Source organism: Chromohalobacter sp. 11-W (genome assembly GCF_029889905.1).
Taxonomy (GTDB): domain Bacteria; phylum Pseudomonadota; class Gammaproteobacteria; order Pseudomonadales; family Halomonadaceae; genus Chromohalobacter.
Map to the genome: position 1 here is coordinate 1 of NZ_JARANZ010000014.1, position 14051 is coordinate 14051.

The following is a 14051-nucleotide window of genomic DNA, read 5'->3' on the forward strand; positions in this document are numbered from 1 at the left end:
ATGATCGTCCCCGAAAACGGCTCGGTTATCGGACACCGGCACAGGTTTTCCTGGGGGAATACTCAGGGGCCCTGGATACCGCAGGTGCTGCACTTATTAGTTGAATTCAGGGTTTAAGGACGGAGTTTCGATACCTCGTTGCATCCAGAGAAGAGGCCTAATGATGCCTAAGTTCAAGGTTACACGTGTCGAGGGAGACTTTATGGTGGAATCATTATCTGAAGTTATCTTGCAAGATGAAAAAATTTTCCGTGAGAATGGAAGGTTTTTCCTAGAATTCACATATGATAGGTTTTACCTATAATAAAGTGGAAGTTGACGCATTTGTACTTAATGGCATAGTTAGAGGTCAAAGTAAAACTTTGGGCTTGGGTATTGTAATCAAAAGCAATGGTGAAAATCAGCTTTGGTGGTTTTTGGATGGTGAGCGGGTGCAGCAGGTCTAATCTTGACTATGCAAAATCAAGCTGCCATTTGGAGTTTCTGGTTCTGCTTGGATGAAGTGACCTCCTCCAAAGCTGCACAAGCTATAGTGCAGTTATCAGGAGGAGAAAATGAGTGACGACACCCCCATCAAACGATGGACTGCGAAGTGCAAAGCGTCCGTGTCATGGACATCTTCAAGGGCAAGGCCACGGTCGCTGAGGTCGCCCGACAGCATGATCTCACCGTCTCCGCGGTCGAAGGCAGGGTTGATGAAACCCAGCGCAACATGGAGAACGGGTTCAAGGCCCGTCCCAAGAATACCCGCGAGCAAGACGGGGCCGACTTGTGGGAAACGAAGGGGTAATTTTAGGAGTCAAAATAGGTCACTCCACACATATGGGCTTGCTTCCACAGCTATGCCAGCCATGCTCGATAGCGCCACGAGCCCGACGACGATGGAGAGAGTGTCGATAGGCATCTGCAGTACCAGGGCGAGCCCACCGACTGAGTCTCTGACGGCGCTACATCGCGCGATTGCTTCAGGTGAGGACCACCAACTTCCTGAGTAATGAGCGTTTAAAGTCTCATTGTATGGTCTTGTGGGTAATAAAATGCTCATCTTCTTGCTATCTCATGCAGGCCGCATCATAGTGAGCACTTAAGTACTCACAAGCTATCTAATGAGCCTTAAAATGCCCAATTTGATGAGATGGCAATGAAACGGCCGCGCAGCTACTCCCGCGTTACTAAGCAGACACTTTCGATCCTCGGCAAGCTGATCAAGGCTAGCCGTTTGGAGCGGGAGCTCACCGCTGCCGAACTGTCTGAACGCGCAGGCATCTCGCGTAAGACCCTCCGGAACATCGAAAATGGCGAAGCCGGCACCGAGATCGGCATCGTCTTCGAGGTCGCCACACTCGTTGGCGTGCGGTTGTTCGATGTCGACGACCGGGCAGGTGTGATGCATAACGCCCATCTCGAGGAAAAATTGACGCTGCTGCCGAAGCGGGTTCGCCCGAGCAGGCAGGAGGTCGATGATGACTTCTAGACTGGCGCAGCCACGAGAGGCCTATGTCTGGATCTGGCTGCCGGGAGAGACACAACCCGTGGTGGCCGGTCGCGTCGCGCAGCATGGCGATAGCTACAGCTTCAACTATGGCGCCAGCTACCGGGCACGTGATGGTGCGATCCCGATCTATGAGCCCGAACTGCCCCTGCGCCGCGGCCTGATAGAACCGACCGCCGGCCTGTCGATGGCCAGTTGCCTGCGTGACGCCTCGCCCGATGCCTGGGGTCGCCGGGTGATCATCAATCGTATGATGGGGGGCAAAGCCGACGCCGCAGCTGACGACATCTCCGAACTCACCTATTGGCTCGAATCGGGATCAGACCGGATCGGTGCCCTCGACTTTCAGCATTCCGCCACGGAATACGTGCCTCGCCTCAAAGCCGAGGCGTCTTATGAAGAGTTGCTGGAAGCGGCTGAACGGATCGAGAAGGGCGCCCCGCTGACGCCCGCCCTCGATCAGGCGTTGAACCACGGCACCTCGATCGGCGGCGCCCGCCCGAAGGCCCTGATCGATCATGGCGATCGCAAAATGATCGCCAAGTTCTCGTCGAGCACGGACATTTACAGCGTAGTGAAGGCGGAATTCATCGCCATGAAGCTGGCGGCTGCCTGTGAGCTCGATGTCGCCCCGGTCTCGATGACCGCGGCGGCCGGCAAGGATGTGCTGCTCATCGACCGCTTCGATCGCATCAAATCAGGGGCTGGCTGGCAGCGAAAAGCGATGGTGTCGGCGCTGACGATGCTCGGCCTTGACGAAATGATGGCGCGCTATGCGTCTTACGAAGACCTTGCCGAAGTCATCCGTCACCGCTTCACCGATCCGAAGCAAACGCTGCGCGAGCTCTACGCTCGGATCGTCTTCAATATCCTGTGCGGCAACACGGACGATCATGCCCGTAACCATGCCGCGTTCTGGGACGGCAGGATGCTCTCGTTGACCCCGGCCTATGACATCTGCCCGCAGGGGCGAACGGGCAACGAGGCGACTCAGGCGATGCTGATCAGGGGCGAAAACCGTATGAGTACGCTGCATAGCTGCCTCGCGGCCGCCCCGGACTTCCTGCTCAATGACGAACAAGCCCAGGCCATCATCGAGAACCAACTCGTCACGATCGCTAGTGCATGGGACGGGGTCTGCGAGCAAGCCAAACTGACCGAGACCGACCGCAGGCTTTTCGCCGGCCGACAGTTTCTGAACAGCTACTGCGTCGAAGGCCTCGGCGCCGCGCATAGCACGATACTAGATGGCTTTGCGGCCGCACGCGCGCAGTTGCTCGGCTAACAAGGCGGCACGGGTCAAGCCCGCCGGCCCGCGCATCGCGACCAGCGCCATCTCGGCGAGATGATCGTCTTTGGCAGCACTGACCCGGCCCGGTCGGCGGCGCTCAGTATCACGGGTGTGGTGAGTTCACGAATCAGGGCAGGCTATGCCGCGTGCATGGGTTCGCTTCCACAGCCATGCCTGCACGCCCATGCCCGATAGCGCCACGATGCCGGCGACGATGGAGAGCGCGTCGACAGGCATCTGCAGCGCCAGGGCGAGTCCGCCGAGCGAGGCGCCAAGGGCGCTGCCGAGATAGAGCGCGGATTCGTTCAAGGCCACTGCCAGGTTGCCGTCGCCCTGGAGTTCGCGGGCTTTCATCAACTCGTTGTTCTGGGGCACCTGCAGTGCCCAGCCCACGGCGCCCCAGAGCGCGATCGGGATCAGCGCCAACCAAGAGCTGATGCCGAGTAGCAGTGGCAGGGCGATCAGCGCGATACCTAGCAGCAGCATGATAGCGAAGGTGAGCCTGGTGCCCGAGAAGCGGTCGACCAGCGTGCCGATCAGGAAGCTGCCGAGTACCCCGCCTACGCCCCACACCCATAGGTAGGGCGTCACCGAGCGCTCACCGTGGGCGCTGATCAGCGGCGCGATAAAGGTATACATGCCCAGGCTGGCGACGGCGGCCAGCAGGGAGATGCCGAGCAGACCGGTGACCCGGCGGTCGGTCAGGATGGAGAGCTTGCGTCGCATCGGCACCACCTGGGCGGCGGGCATGGGCGGTAGCCGGCAGATCAGGCCGATCAGTGCCACCAACCCGATCAATGCGATCAACCACAGGGCGGCTTGCCATCCCCAACGCTCTGCTAGCAGTAGGCCAAGCGGCACGCCGAGCACGGTGCCGCTTGCCATGCCACCCATGATGATCGAGATCGTCTTGCCGCGAGCCCCCGCCGGCGCCACGCCAACGGCCGCCGCAATGCCGATGGCGAGATAGGTGCCCGCCGCCATGCCGGCCAGCACGCGCCAGGCCATCAGGGCGGCGAGGCTGGTGGTCAGCGCGCTCGCTGCGTTGGCGATCACGAATAATCCCAGCATCAGAAACAGGCCGCCGCGTTGGCGATGCGCGGGCAACAGGGCGACACAGAGTGGCGAGCCGAGCCCGTAGGCCAGCGTGAAGGCGGTGACCAACTGGGCGGCCACGGATACCGAGACCGTAAAGTCGGCCTGAATCATCGGGATCAGCCCGGCAGTAACGTAAGAGGCCATGCCCAGCGCGAAGGCGCCGATGGCCACCAGATAGGTGGTGCTATGTGTTCCGCGTGTCATCTGTACTTTCCTCGAGATGTCGAATGGCAGTGCAGGGAAGTACGCGGAGTGTGCGGTTGGCTTTAGAGGGTTACAATTTAACCATTTATGCTATTACTAGAGGCAACAGAATGGCCCAGGAGAGAACGCTAGACCGCACGCGCCAGGAACTGGCCGAATTTCTACGTACCCGCCGCGAGCGGATCTCGCCCGAGTCGGTAGGCCTCCCGGCGGGATCGCGTCGACGCACGCCGGGGCTGCGGCGCGAGGAAGTCGCGGCGCTCTCGGGAGTAGGAGTGACTTGGTACACCTGGCTGGAGCAGGGACGCGAGATCGGGGTGTCGTCGACCTTTCTCGATAATTTGTCCCGCGCATTGCAACTGGACGCGGCGGAGCGGCACCATTTATTTCTGCTGACTCATCAGCGCCCGCCGGTCGAGCCGGGCAAGACCTGGTGTCAGGTGCCGCCTCTGGTGAAGCGCCTGATGGACGACCTGATGACACGCCCCAGCTATGTTCTGAACCTGCGTTGGGACGTGCTGGCGTGGAACGACGTGGCGGCGCGGGTATTCGGCTTTGACCGTCAGCCAGCCGAATATCGCAATCTGCTCTGGATGCTGTTCACCGACGCCGAACTGCGTCGAGTCATTGCCGACTGGCAAACCCAGGCACCGCGCATTCTCTCCAGCTTCCGACGCGACTACGCGCGGGCGGACGGCGACCCCGCCATCGGCAATCTGGTGAAGGATCTCACCGCGCACTCTCCCGAGTTTCGCCAATGGTGGCACCGTCACGAAGTGGACGCCCCATGCCAGGGCGTGCGCGCGCTCGATCTCGATGGGCTGGGCAAGGTCGGCTTCGAGCACACCAGCCTCATCGTCGACGAAGGCCGACACCTACGCCTGGTGGTCTATGCCGTGCAGGAGACGGACCCACAGGCCGAGGCTTTTGCGCGCTGGGTGATTGGCGAAAGCGGGGGCTAGACCATGTCAGTCTTCGTATCTCTCTCGTAGCCCCTGTGAGCGCAAGCGGACTCCGGGTGAATCCGCATGTCTCAATCCGGTGACCCTAAACCCCATTGACGACCCCCTCGCCAGCATGAAACGATGTGTCCCGTTGGTTAGCAAGTCGCATATGTCAGTTGTACTCGAATCGTTCGGTAGTCTGGTTATATCCCCTTGTTTTACCCACTTCATCTGGGGTAGTACCCGGCACTCGTAGTAAAAGCGCTTTCGCGCTAAGGAATTCGAAAATGGCAACTGGCACAGTTAAGTGGTTTAACGACGCAAAAGGTTTTGGCTTCATTTCTCCCGCCGAAGGTGGTGACGATCTGTTCGTCCATTTCTCCGAAATTCAAGCTGAAGGCTTTAAATCCCTGCAGGATGGTCAAGACGTCTCGTTTGACGTGACTCAGGGCAAGAAAGGCCTTCAGGCTTCAAACGTAAAGGCTAACTAACTCTGGGTTAGTCTGCGCTGTCGAGCCGCAAGGCTTCGAGCACCAAAGCCCGCTTCGGCGGGCTTTGGTGTTTCTGCGTGTCAAAAACGTGCGATTTCGCCTGATGTTGAGTTTTCAGCATCGCTATTCACTACCTGCCTCACCACCTCCCACCGTGCATTACGAACTTTCTTCCCTAACCGCCAGGCCCATGCGGTATTAACGTCCCTGAACCCCCGGCCGCAGCCATGTGCTTTACTATCTTCACTTTCATTGATGCAGGAGGCTTCCATGATCGGCGGCTTGATAGGACTACTGGATGACATCGCCGCATTGGCGAAGTTGTCCGCAGCATCACTGGATGATGTGAGTGCCGCCGCTGGGCGTGCGACGGCGAAGGCGGCCGGAGTGGTGGTCGATGATACGGCGGTGACCCCGCAATACTTGCAGGGGGTAACGGCGGAGCGTGAACTCTCGATCGTGAAGAAGATCGCGGCGGGGTCGATCCGCAACAAGCTGATTTTTATCCTGCCGGTGGCCTTGCTGCTGAATCACTTCTTGCCCGGGTTATTGCCGATCATTCTGATGGTCGGTGGTACCTACCTGGCTTTCGAGGGCGCGGAGAAGGTCTGGCACAAGCTCTCCGGCGGTCAGGAGGACGACAAGCCGTCGGTCGAAAAGGGGCCGGAGGCGGAGAAAAAGATCGTCAGCAATGCCGTTCGGACCGACCTGATTCTATCCGCCGAGATCATGGTGATCGCGCTTTCCGCCGTCTCTCACCAGGGATTCTGGTCGCAGCTGGCGAGCCTGGTGGTGGTCGCGTTTTTCATCACCATTCTGGTGTATGGCGTGGTGGCGCTGTTGATCAGGATGGACGATCTCGGCCTGAAACTCGCCCAGCGCGATAGCTCGGGCATTCAGAGGCTGGGCCGGAGCCTGGTGACTGCCATGCCCAAGGTGCTGACGGCCATCTCGGTCGTGGGCACCGTCGCCATGCTCTGGGTCGGCGGGCATATCCTGCTGGTCAACCTGGGTGCCGATGGCACGGGCTGGTTCAACGCGCCCTATGCGTGGGTACACCATGTCGAGCAGGGCATCGGCGAGGCAACCGGTGGTTTGGGCGGCATGCTGGGCTGGAGCTTCAATACGCTGTGCTCTGCGGTGATTGGCTTTCTGGTGGGCTCGGTCGTCGTGGGTGTGCTGCATTTCATCCCCTCCAGGAAGGCGCAGTCCGAATAGGTATGAGCCGCGAAGTGTGTATCAGGCATCTAAGGGCCCGCCACCTGAACTGATCCTCTCGAATCGATGATGGGCATAGTGCGGTACATCTACACACCGAGGATGGGAGCGTATGGCCGATCCAGGCTGAGCTTGCCGAGCTGTTTGCGACGTCGAAGCAAAATGTAAGCTTGCACGTTCGTAACATACTGAAGGAAAGCGAGTTATCTCGAGAGGCAGTTGTCAAGGAATCCTTGATAACTGCCTCTGACGGGAAGCGTTATAAAGTCAACTGGTATAGCCTGCCGATGATCTTGGCAGTGGGATATCGGGTGCGCTCGCTGCACGGATACGACCGCTACCAAGCCCATCCTGCGCGTCAGCTCTGAAGGCCAGAAAAGTTCTAGCGCTGGCGCTGAAAGAAAATAAAGGTATCAATTTTCATCGCTTTTAAAGAACTCGATCATCCTTTTACCGATCTCTTCAGGTTGTTCTTCAGGCATATAATGGCCGCAGTTCCGGACGATACCGCCTTCGATATGGTTTGCTAACTCGATGTGTCCCTTTGCGTCTATTGACCGCAACGCATCCCAGAGTATGACTGCCATGGATGGTGATGTCCTCAGTGGCCATCGCCTGAAGCTCGGCTTCCGGCCCAACATCGGCATGCGGGACCACAGTGCCGATTCGGATTTAACGGTTCCAACCATCAGGGCGGAACAGTGTGGCAGGATTATTATTGGCCTGGGACGAACTTAGTGGGGTATTCACAGAAAACTCCTCTTGCGTTTCCAAAGGTTGAATGGCTCGAGTGCCAAGGTGGTGGCGTGTTTGTGTACCTTCATCGGCCACTGGTCGGGGAAATGCGCCAGCATCTGGTACGAACCTCGGTAATCGAAGCCCGCTTCGGCGGCACCGTCCCGATCGACCGCGTAGATCACCTCGTCGATACCTGCGAAGAGTGCGTTCAGGTAGCACATGGCACAGGGCTCGCCCGAAGCCAGGAGCATCTTCCCCCGCAATTGGCTGGCGCCGATGTTACGACACGCGTCTCTGATTGCCTCGACTTCCGCATGGGCGGTCGGGTCGTGATGTTCAAGAACGCGGTTTACGCCACGCCCCAGAACCGTTCCGGAGGCATCAACAACAAAGGCCGTGAAGGGTATGCCGCCACTACGGACATGCTCAGTGGAGTAGGCAACAACATCATCCATGAGCTGCGAGAAGCGATCAGTTGGACTAGTGGACATCACTGTCTCCCGACGGGGTGGATCCTGCATGAGAGGACAAGCGGCTTGTGGCAGCTTGTCCTTTCGAGCACGTTTGAGTCTCGTTCAGGACGCTACGAGGCCTGATTCATCGGCTTGCAGTTTCTCGCTACTGGCCAGTTTCAGCCAGATGACACCAGCGATGATGACGGCGAGCCAGAAGGCCTGGGTCAGAGTGAGGGATTGTTCGAAAAGCACGCTGCCGAATACAGCCGAGCCTACCGCGCCGATGCCCGCCCATACGGCATAGCCAATTCCGATGTCGATTGTCTTCAAGGCGATGCTCAGCGCATACAACGTAAGCAGGAAGAAGACGATTGCCGAGATCGACCAGCTCAGAACGGTAAAGGCTTCGCTACCCGCGACACTCAAGGCATAAACGATTTCGAAGGCGCCGGCGAGCAGTAGCGCGAGCCATGCACGACCGTTGTTGGCTTGGGGAGTAGATGTGTTAATCATGTCGATTTCCTTTGGTTTAGTGCTGATTTCATAGGTACCGCCATTGCGGTCATTGCGTGATTTGTCCTTACGCTGCTCCGCTCAGTCGAAGCCCAATGACACCGCCAATGACCATGGCGATACCCGAAAGCTTTCTTAGGTTGAGCCGTTCCTGGAAGAAAATCGCACCCAAGATGACGATCCCGACCCCGGCAACGGATGTCCAAATTGAGTAACCCACGCCGACGTCGAACTCGAGAAGCGCGAGACTAAGGAAGAAGGTGGCAATGGCCCCGCTAACAAGCGTGGCGATTGTCCACCAGAGTCGGGTGAATCCCTGCGCGTTACCTGCTGAGAAGGCGACGGCAATTTCAAAAACGACGGCGACGCCGAGGTATAGCCAGCTGATCATGATGTTTACTCCTACGGTTGTTGAACATTCTATTTGAACGTTGGGTTTGGCCCCGTTGTCGTGGGCCTAGCGTGCGGTTTTGTGTGAGACAGCGGTATCAGGCTGGTGCTGCTCGTGGTTGGTCTCGGTAATGACCTGGTCGAGGGCCCGGCGTAGCTCTCCCGGTGACGGCACGCCACGGAACACCTGCTTGCCCACCACAATGGTGGGCACGGATGTGATAACCATGTCTTCCCTGGCATGACGCAGGGCCTCGTGGTGACGCTCCCGGTAAGTGCCCTTGGCCAGTACGTTCAGTACGGACTCCCGCTCGAGCCCCACCTCGGCCCCCAGATCGGCTAGCACTTCTGAGTTACCGATATCTTTCTCCTCCTGGAAGAAGGCTTTCAAAGCGCGCATCGAAAACGCATGGCCCAGCCCCTGCTCGTCGGCCATAGCGAAAACCTCGAAGGCCTTGTCGGTGCGTGGCTGCGGCGAGATAGCCGGTAACTTGATCGGCACTCCCAAGCGCTTGGCCATCGGATAGACCGACTTATTCCAGACCTGCGGCAAGTACGGATCCTCGACACGCAGGGTCGGTGCCGGCGCGGGCCGTAACTCGAAGGGACGCCATTTGATCTCGACATCGAGCCCTTGGGTCGCTTCCTCGACGATGTGTTCTGCCAGCAGGCAATACGGGCAGACGTAATCGGTGTAGATAGTGATTTGCGTAGACATATGCTCTCCTAATATTTGTGCATACATGTAGTTATTATAAAGGCACCGTTCCTCAGGCTTTGGCTTGCAGCGGCGGTTTGCGTGCCCCGTGGATTGGTAAGCTGACGACACATGTGTTTGCACGTGCAAGTACTTTCGAGGGTAGGGTGGGCGCGCCTTGCTGTCAATATGCTTGCGCATGCAAATAAATTTAATGCTATGTTTCTACCCCCACTCAAGCCACGGTGGCATGGGTGGCTACAAACACCGAGGCGCAGACTGGCCTGCAGGCAGAAATTCAGATAATATATGCATGCACAAGTATTTGCGTTAATAGGATAACGACAACTTTGACAGCTTAGGATGAGAACAGAGATGCCACCGAAATCGGTAGTTTGGCAGCAGGTGAGAAATGTCTTCGAGTCGGTCGAAAATCAGGTGGCGAAGGCACTGCAACGTGAGCATGGACTCGGCCTGACCGAGTATCGCGCCCTGCAATTGTTATCTACGGCGCCGGACTCAGAGCTTCGCATGCAAGAGTTGGCCAACCGCCTGGGGCTGAACCAGAGTTCCGTTACGCGCTTGGTTGAACGTATGGAACGCAACCAGTATACGATCCGTGACATGTGTCCTGATGATAAGCGAGGGGTCTATACCGTAATCACTAGTCGAGGAAGGCAAATTCAAGAAGAAGCTGGCAAGGACTATGATGCTTTTCTTGAGGCCGCTCTTGACGAAGCCGGCAGCCAGCCAGCCAATAGCGACATCGTCGCTTGTCTGCGCCAAATGATCCAAAAGACAGCGGCGTAGCCCAGTGAAGCCTGAATGCCTCGGCCTCAATGACCTGACAGATTGCGTGAGCCTCCGCCAGTAAGTCGCTGAACGGTGGTCATGTCGTTGATGAAATCCAACCAACCCTCCAGCCCCTCCCCTGAAGTCGAGCGCGTCGGTTATCGCGTATCATGCAGTCAAGCCAACGCTCGCCTTCCGGGGCTGGCGCCTCACTGCCTACCGGGGATCTCCTTGCCATGACACGCGTCGCCATCTTCGTGGATACCCAGAACGTCTACTACACCGTGCGCGAAGCCTACGGCAAACACTTCGATTACCGCCGGTTCTGGGCGAGGGCGACGGCGAATCGTGAGGTGCTGGCCGCGCGCTGCTATGCCACCGACAAGGGCGACGCGAAGCAGCGCGAGTTCCAGAATATTCTCCGCTCGATCGGCTTCGAGGTCAGGCTCAAGCCGTTCATCCAGCGCGCGGATGGTTCCGCCAAGGGCGATTGGGACGTGGGCATCACGCTCGATGCCATCGAGCACGCCGCGCACGCGGATGTGGTGGTGTTGGTCTCCGGCGATGGCGACTTCGACCTGCTGGCACAGAAGATCCGCGAGGTGCATGGCAAGCGCGTCGAGGTCTACGGCGTGCCCAAGCTCACCGCCAATTCCCTTATCAACGCCGCGAGCCAGTTCATACCCATCGAGGGCGATCTGCTGCTGGGGTGAGGCGCTGATGCTGAGTTGCCGGATTCGTCGGAGAGGATGAGCTTGAACCAGAATCAACTGTTCGGGAATCCAGAGAGTTCGTCAGGAGAGCGCGTGTCAGGTCTCGCGAGGCATCCAGCACGGCGGCTATCGCGGTCAATTCGCGGCGGGAGCAACAAGCTGCCTATTGAGTGGGAGACTGAAGCACTGCCTGGCATTATCCAGTAGTTTTGGACAGGTTAGTCGAGAAGTCGGGTGGCCTTTTGCCGATAAGAGGGGTGCCTCGCACTTTTGGAGACGTGCATGGTCGACGAAGAAAAGATCACAGGCAATGCGGTGGCGTTTGCCAGGCGTAATAAGAAGCGGATCGCACGTGAACGAACGGACCCGAGAAGATACGAACCCGAAGAGCGTCCTATCTCGATCTTCATGGCGGGCTCACCCGGAGCGGGAAAGACCGAGATCGCCAAGGAATATGTTGCGGCGCTCGATGAGCTAAAGGCGGAAGGGATCGATGGGCTCGGTAACATACTGCGGATAGACCCGGATGACTTGCGGGAGGAACTGCCAGGCTATACCGGCAACAACTCTTGGCTGTTTCCAAGGTGCCGTGTCGATTCTGGTGGAGAAAATCCACGACCTCATGCTGAAGCAGCGGCAGTCGTTCATTTTGGACGGCACTCTGGCGAGCTTCGATATCGCTAGCAAGAACATTGCTCGTTCGTTGCAGAAAGCTCGGAATGTGCAGATATTCTATGTCTATCAACACCCTCGATTAGCGTGGCAGTTCGTGTGCAGCCGCGAAAAGGTTGAAGGGCGCCATATCCCGCTCGAAAGCTTCATCCGGCAATTTCTGGATGTTCAGGAAGTGGTGAGTCGGATGAAACGGGATTTTGGCGAGCAAATCGTCCTGGAATGATCATAAAGAACACGGATGGCACGAATCAGCACTGGGAGTCGGATATCGACTCGATTGATGCTTACCTGCCTGAGCGCTACACTTGTGAGCAGTTGGAAAGCCTGCTGACAGGCGAGGATGAAACATGAAAGATCGAATCGCGAAATCGACCCCGTTGACGCAGTTTGCGCGCCATACGACCGCTGAGAAGAAGCAGGCGATGCGCAAGAAGGTCATCGACAATGCCATTGCTCGTCAGAAGCGTGTTCTTGAGCAGGCGAAGGAGCAGCACTGAGGGGTCATTGCGCTAGTCCCATCGTGAGATGAACATCATAGGAACTCGCCCGCTGGCGGGTTCTTTTTTTGGGTGCATCAGGCATGCGTGTAGCGCTTTGACGGTGCTGCTTCGGTTCAGGTGGTGCTGGCCGAGTGACTGGTCCCCGGCGATGGCGACTTAGATCTGCTGGCGGAGAAGATCCGCGAGGTGCATGGCAAGCGCGTCGAGGTCTACGGTGTGCCCAAGCTCACCGCCAATTCCCTTATCAACGCCGCGAGCCAGTTCATATCCATCGAGGGCGACCTGCTGCTGGGGTGAGGCGGCCAGCCGAACCACACTATCTGGCTGGCCCAACGGTGGCTCGATCAACTGGCCGCTGATTCCGGCAGCTTGGCGATGACCTTGATTTCAAAGTTGAACCCATAGAGCCATGTGACGCCGACGGCGGTCAGCGTCGGATGAGGCGCGCTCCCCCAGAACTCGGGCACCACCTTCCAGGCCGTCTCGAATGTTGATTGGGGATCGACCATGAACACGGTGACATCGACCACGTCGTCGAAGGTGCATCCGGCTGCTTTCAGGATCGCCACCAGATTGTTGAAGGCGAGCCGGACTTGCGCCTCCAGGTCCGGCTCGGGGGAGCCGTCCTCGCGGCTACCCACTTGGCCCGAGACGAATAGAAACCCATTGGAGCGAATCGCCGGTGAATAGCGATTCCGCTCATAGAGTGCTTGGCGACCGGCCGGGAAAACGACGTCACGCTTGGTCATGTCTTGTCTCCATCAACGGGCCGAAGCGACCCGTGTTAACGATGGTGATAACTTAGAGGCCGTGGGGGCGCGGATAAACGGGCAAGTCTGGCCATCACTATTTGTCGAGCACGAACAATTACGAGGAGCCCTGGGAAGCTATTTCGGAATCTATTTGGGGAAGCTATGGACCGTTTCGATGCAATGCAGGCGTTTGCACGAGTGGTGGAAACTGGCAGCTTCACCAAGGCCGCCGATACCCTTCACATGAGCAGGACCAGCGTCACGCAGCTCGTGCAGCAACTGGAGGCACGCTTGCGAGTCCGGCTGCTGAACCGCACCACGCGTAAGGTCAACGTGACCGCCGACGGGGCAGCCTACTATGAGCGCGTGCTGAGGCTGCTGGCCGGCCTGGACGATGCCGAGACGAGCCTTTCCGGCGCTGCGAGCGAGCCGCGAGGCCGGTTGCGGGTGGACGTTCCTAGCCCGCTGGCGCGCATGATCCTGATACCGGCGCTGCCTGACTTCCATGCCCGCTACCCGGACATCCAACTGGACCTGGGCGTCAGCGATCGCATGGTGGACATCATCGATGATAAGGTGGATTGCGTCGTGCGCGGTGGCGAGCTGACCGACCAATTGCTGATGGCACGGCGCATCGGCGACCTGCCGCTAGGGGTCTATGCCTCGCCCAGCTATCTGGAACGTGCCGGTTCGCCCGCACACCCCGGCGAACTGGAAAATACCCATCACCGCGTCGTGGGGTTCCTGGGGTCCCGTCTCGGCAACCCCATCGCTATGCAACGCCATGAGGAGAGCATCAAGGTACAAGGCCGCTACGTCTTGTCGACGGACGATGGCAATAGCTACCTTGCGGCGGGGTTGGCCGGTTTGGGCATCCTTTGGTTGCCGGACTATATGGCCAAGGAGCATCTCGCCTTGGGCGAGTTGGTAGCCCTTTTCGAGGATTGGCGGCTCGACCCGATGCCGCTGTTCCTGGCGTATCCGCCAAACCGGCATGTCAGCGCGAAGCTGCGCGTGTTCATCGAGTGGATCGCTGAGCTCATGGCGCGACATGCGCCCGTCATTCATCCACCTCTCTCGTGACATGG

Annotated in this window: 17 protein-coding genes and 2 pseudogenes; 12 read left to right on the forward strand and 7 right to left on the reverse strand. The window is 58.3% G+C overall.

The genetic code is table 11. The features are described 5' to 3' along the window. Positions 1-610: 610 nt before the first annotated feature. The 3 genes from OP494_RS15970 (at position 611) to OP494_RS15980 (ending at position 2777) form a co-directional block, all read left to right on the forward strand. Positions 611-790, forward strand: a complete 180-nt coding sequence (locus OP494_RS15970) for a hypothetical protein (protein ID WP_280542313.1) — start codon at positions 611-613, stop codon at positions 788-790. Between the two features lie 351 nt (positions 791-1141). Beyond that, positions 1142-1474 (forward strand): helix-turn-helix transcriptional regulator, encoded by a 333-nt coding sequence (locus OP494_RS15975; protein WP_280542315.1) that lies wholly within the window; start codon positions 1142-1144, stop codon positions 1472-1474. Next, positions 1461-2777: a HipA domain-containing protein gene (locus OP494_RS15980; protein ID WP_280542317.1), complete on the forward strand. Its 1317-nt coding sequence runs from the start codon at positions 1461-1463 to the stop codon at positions 2775-2777. Before OP494_RS15975 ends, OP494_RS15980 begins: the two co-directional genes overlap by 14 nt. 126 nt (positions 2778-2903) lie before the next feature. Here the strand turns inward: OP494_RS15980 and OP494_RS15985 are convergent, their stop codons facing one another. Next, on the reverse strand, positions 2904-4085 hold the full coding sequence (locus OP494_RS15985; protein WP_280542318.1) for an MFS transporter: 1182 nt from the start codon (positions 4083-4085) through the stop codon (positions 2904-2906). Between the two features lie 110 nt (positions 4086-4195). On the opposite strand from OP494_RS15985, the gene OP494_RS15990 reads away from it, so the two are divergent. The 3 genes from OP494_RS15990 to OP494_RS16000 all read left to right on the forward strand — a co-directional run bounded on the left by OP494_RS15990 (position 4196) and on the right by OP494_RS16000 (position 6738). Beyond that, positions 4196-5047 carry a helix-turn-helix transcriptional regulator gene (locus OP494_RS15990; protein ID WP_280542319.1) on the forward strand — a complete coding sequence of 284 codons (852 nt, stop codon included), beginning with the start codon at positions 4196-4198 and terminating at the stop codon, positions 5045-5047. A 269-nt stretch (positions 5048-5316) separates the two neighbouring features. Next, positions 5317-5520, forward strand: a complete 204-nt coding sequence (locus tag OP494_RS15995; RefSeq protein ID WP_246895737.1) for a cold-shock protein — start codon at positions 5317-5319, stop codon at positions 5518-5520. Positions 5521-5790: 270 nt separating this feature from the next. Continuing rightward, positions 5791-6738 carry a DUF808 domain-containing protein gene (locus OP494_RS16000; protein ID WP_280542320.1) on the forward strand — a complete coding sequence of 316 codons (948 nt, stop codon included), beginning with the start codon at positions 5791-5793 and terminating at the stop codon, positions 6736-6738. Between the two features lie 413 nt (positions 6739-7151). On the opposite strand, the gene OP494_RS16005 is transcribed toward OP494_RS16000, so the two are convergent. The 5 genes from OP494_RS16005 to OP494_RS16025 form a co-directional block, all read right to left on the reverse strand. Then, positions 7152-7325 (reverse strand): alpha/beta hydrolase, encoded by a 174-nt coding sequence (locus OP494_RS16005; protein WP_280542322.1) that lies wholly within the window; start codon positions 7323-7325, stop codon positions 7152-7154. A gap of 159 nt (positions 7326-7484) precedes the next feature. After that, positions 7485-7967, reverse strand: coding sequence for a nucleoside deaminase (locus OP494_RS16010; RefSeq protein WP_280542324.1), 483 nt, complete (start codon positions 7965-7967; stop codon positions 7485-7487). An 84-nt stretch (positions 7968-8051) separates the two neighbouring features. After that, positions 8052-8444 carry a multidrug efflux SMR transporter gene (locus tag OP494_RS16015; RefSeq protein ID WP_280542326.1) on the reverse strand — a complete coding sequence of 131 codons (393 nt, stop codon included), beginning with the start codon at positions 8442-8444 and terminating at the stop codon, positions 8052-8054. 67 nt (positions 8445-8511) lie between these two features. Then, positions 8512-8835 carry a multidrug efflux SMR transporter gene (locus OP494_RS16020; protein WP_280542328.1) on the reverse strand — a complete coding sequence of 108 codons (324 nt, stop codon included), beginning with the start codon at positions 8833-8835 and terminating at the stop codon, positions 8512-8514. A gap of 66 nt (positions 8836-8901) precedes the next feature. Continuing rightward, complete coding sequence (locus OP494_RS16025) at positions 8902-9552, reverse strand: DsbA family protein (RefSeq protein WP_280542330.1); 651 nt, start codon at positions 9550-9552, stop codon at positions 8902-8904. A 354-nt stretch (positions 9553-9906) separates the two neighbouring features. Here OP494_RS16025 and OP494_RS16030 point away from each other — a divergent pair, with 354 nt between their 5' ends. From OP494_RS16030 to OP494_RS16050, 5 genes and pseudogenes are all read left to right on the forward strand, one after another. After that, complete coding sequence (locus tag OP494_RS16030) at positions 9907-10341, forward strand: MarR family transcriptional regulator (protein WP_280542332.1); 435 nt, start codon at positions 9907-9909, stop codon at positions 10339-10341. A 218-nt stretch (positions 10342-10559) separates the two neighbouring features. Beyond that, positions 10560-11036 (forward strand): NYN domain-containing protein, encoded by a 477-nt coding sequence (locus tag OP494_RS16035; protein ID WP_280542333.1) that lies wholly within the window; start codon positions 10560-10562, stop codon positions 11034-11036. A gap of 408 nt (positions 11037-11444) precedes the next feature. Beyond that, positions 11445-11934, forward strand: a pseudogene (locus OP494_RS16040) (zeta toxin family protein). Between the two features lie 124 nt (positions 11935-12058). Beyond that, positions 12059-12208 (forward strand): hypothetical protein, encoded by a 150-nt coding sequence (locus OP494_RS16045; protein ID WP_280542335.1) that lies wholly within the window; start codon positions 12059-12061, stop codon positions 12206-12208. A 120-nt stretch (positions 12209-12328) separates the two neighbouring features. Continuing rightward, positions 12329-12508 (forward strand): annotated as a pseudogene (locus tag OP494_RS16050) (NYN domain-containing protein); the annotation flags it as partial. Positions 12509-12555: 47 nt separating this feature from the next. Here OP494_RS16050 and OP494_RS16055 read toward each other — a convergent pair. Beyond that, entirely contained in the window at positions 12556-12960 is a 405-nt protein-coding gene (locus OP494_RS16055; protein ID WP_280542337.1) for a RidA family protein, read from the reverse strand. A 165-nt stretch (positions 12961-13125) separates the two neighbouring features. Between OP494_RS16055 and OP494_RS16060 the strand changes: the two genes are divergently transcribed. Then, positions 13126-14046 (forward strand): LysR family transcriptional regulator, encoded by a 921-nt coding sequence (locus OP494_RS16060; RefSeq protein WP_280542338.1) that lies wholly within the window; start codon positions 13126-13128, stop codon positions 14044-14046. Positions 14047-14051: the final 5 nt, after the last annotated feature.

What these genes read in the sequence shown, in the direction of transcription:
- OP494_RS15970 (WP_280542313.1), top strand. Translation starts at nt 611, where the DNA reads ATGGACATCTTCAAGGGCAAGGCCACGGTCGCTGAGGTCGCCCGACAG.
- OP494_RS15975 (WP_280542315.1), top strand. Translation starts at nt 1,142, where the DNA reads ATGAAACGGCCGCGCAGCTACTCCCGCGTTACTAAGCAGACACTTTCG.
- OP494_RS15980 (WP_280542317.1), top strand. Translation starts at nt 1,461, where the DNA reads ATGATGACTTCTAGACTGGCGCAGCCACGAGAGGCCTATGTCTGGATC.
- OP494_RS15985 (WP_280542318.1), bottom strand. Translation starts at nt 4,085, where the DNA reads ATGACACGCGGAACACATAGCACCACCTATCTGGTGGCCATCGGCGCC.
- OP494_RS15990 (WP_280542319.1), top strand. Translation starts at nt 4,196, where the DNA reads ATGGCCCAGGAGAGAACGCTAGACCGCACGCGCCAGGAACTGGCCGAA.
- OP494_RS15995 (WP_246895737.1), top strand. Translation starts at nt 5,317, where the DNA reads ATGGCAACTGGCACAGTTAAGTGGTTTAACGACGCAAAAGGTTTTGGC.
- OP494_RS16000 (WP_280542320.1), top strand. Translation starts at nt 5,791, where the DNA reads ATGATCGGCGGCTTGATAGGACTACTGGATGACATCGCCGCATTGGCG.
- OP494_RS16005 (WP_280542322.1), bottom strand. Translation starts at nt 7,325, where the DNA reads ATGGCAGTCATACTCTGGGATGCGTTGCGGTCAATAGACGCAAAGGGA.
- OP494_RS16010 (WP_280542324.1), bottom strand. Translation starts at nt 7,967, where the DNA reads ATGTCCACTAGTCCAACTGATCGCTTCTCGCAGCTCATGGATGATGTT.
- OP494_RS16015 (WP_280542326.1), bottom strand. Translation starts at nt 8,444, where the DNA reads ATGATTAACACATCTACTCCCCAAGCCAACAACGGTCGTGCATGGCTC.
- OP494_RS16020 (WP_280542328.1), bottom strand. Translation starts at nt 8,835, where the DNA reads ATGATCAGCTGGCTATACCTCGGCGTCGCCGTCGTTTTTGAAATTGCC.
- OP494_RS16025 (WP_280542330.1), bottom strand. Translation starts at nt 9,552, where the DNA reads ATGTCTACGCAAATCACTATCTACACCGATTACGTCTGCCCGTATTGC.
- OP494_RS16030 (WP_280542332.1), top strand. Translation starts at nt 9,907, where the DNA reads ATGCCACCGAAATCGGTAGTTTGGCAGCAGGTGAGAAATGTCTTCGAG.
- OP494_RS16035 (WP_280542333.1), top strand. Translation starts at nt 10,560, where the DNA reads ATGACACGCGTCGCCATCTTCGTGGATACCCAGAACGTCTACTACACC.
- OP494_RS16045 (WP_280542335.1), top strand. Translation starts at nt 12,059, where the DNA reads ATGAAAGATCGAATCGCGAAATCGACCCCGTTGACGCAGTTTGCGCGC.
- OP494_RS16055 (WP_280542337.1), bottom strand. Translation starts at nt 12,960, where the DNA reads ATGACCAAGCGTGACGTCGTTTTCCCGGCCGGTCGCCAAGCACTCTAT.
- OP494_RS16060 (WP_280542338.1), top strand. Translation starts at nt 13,126, where the DNA reads ATGGACCGTTTCGATGCAATGCAGGCGTTTGCACGAGTGGTGGAAACT.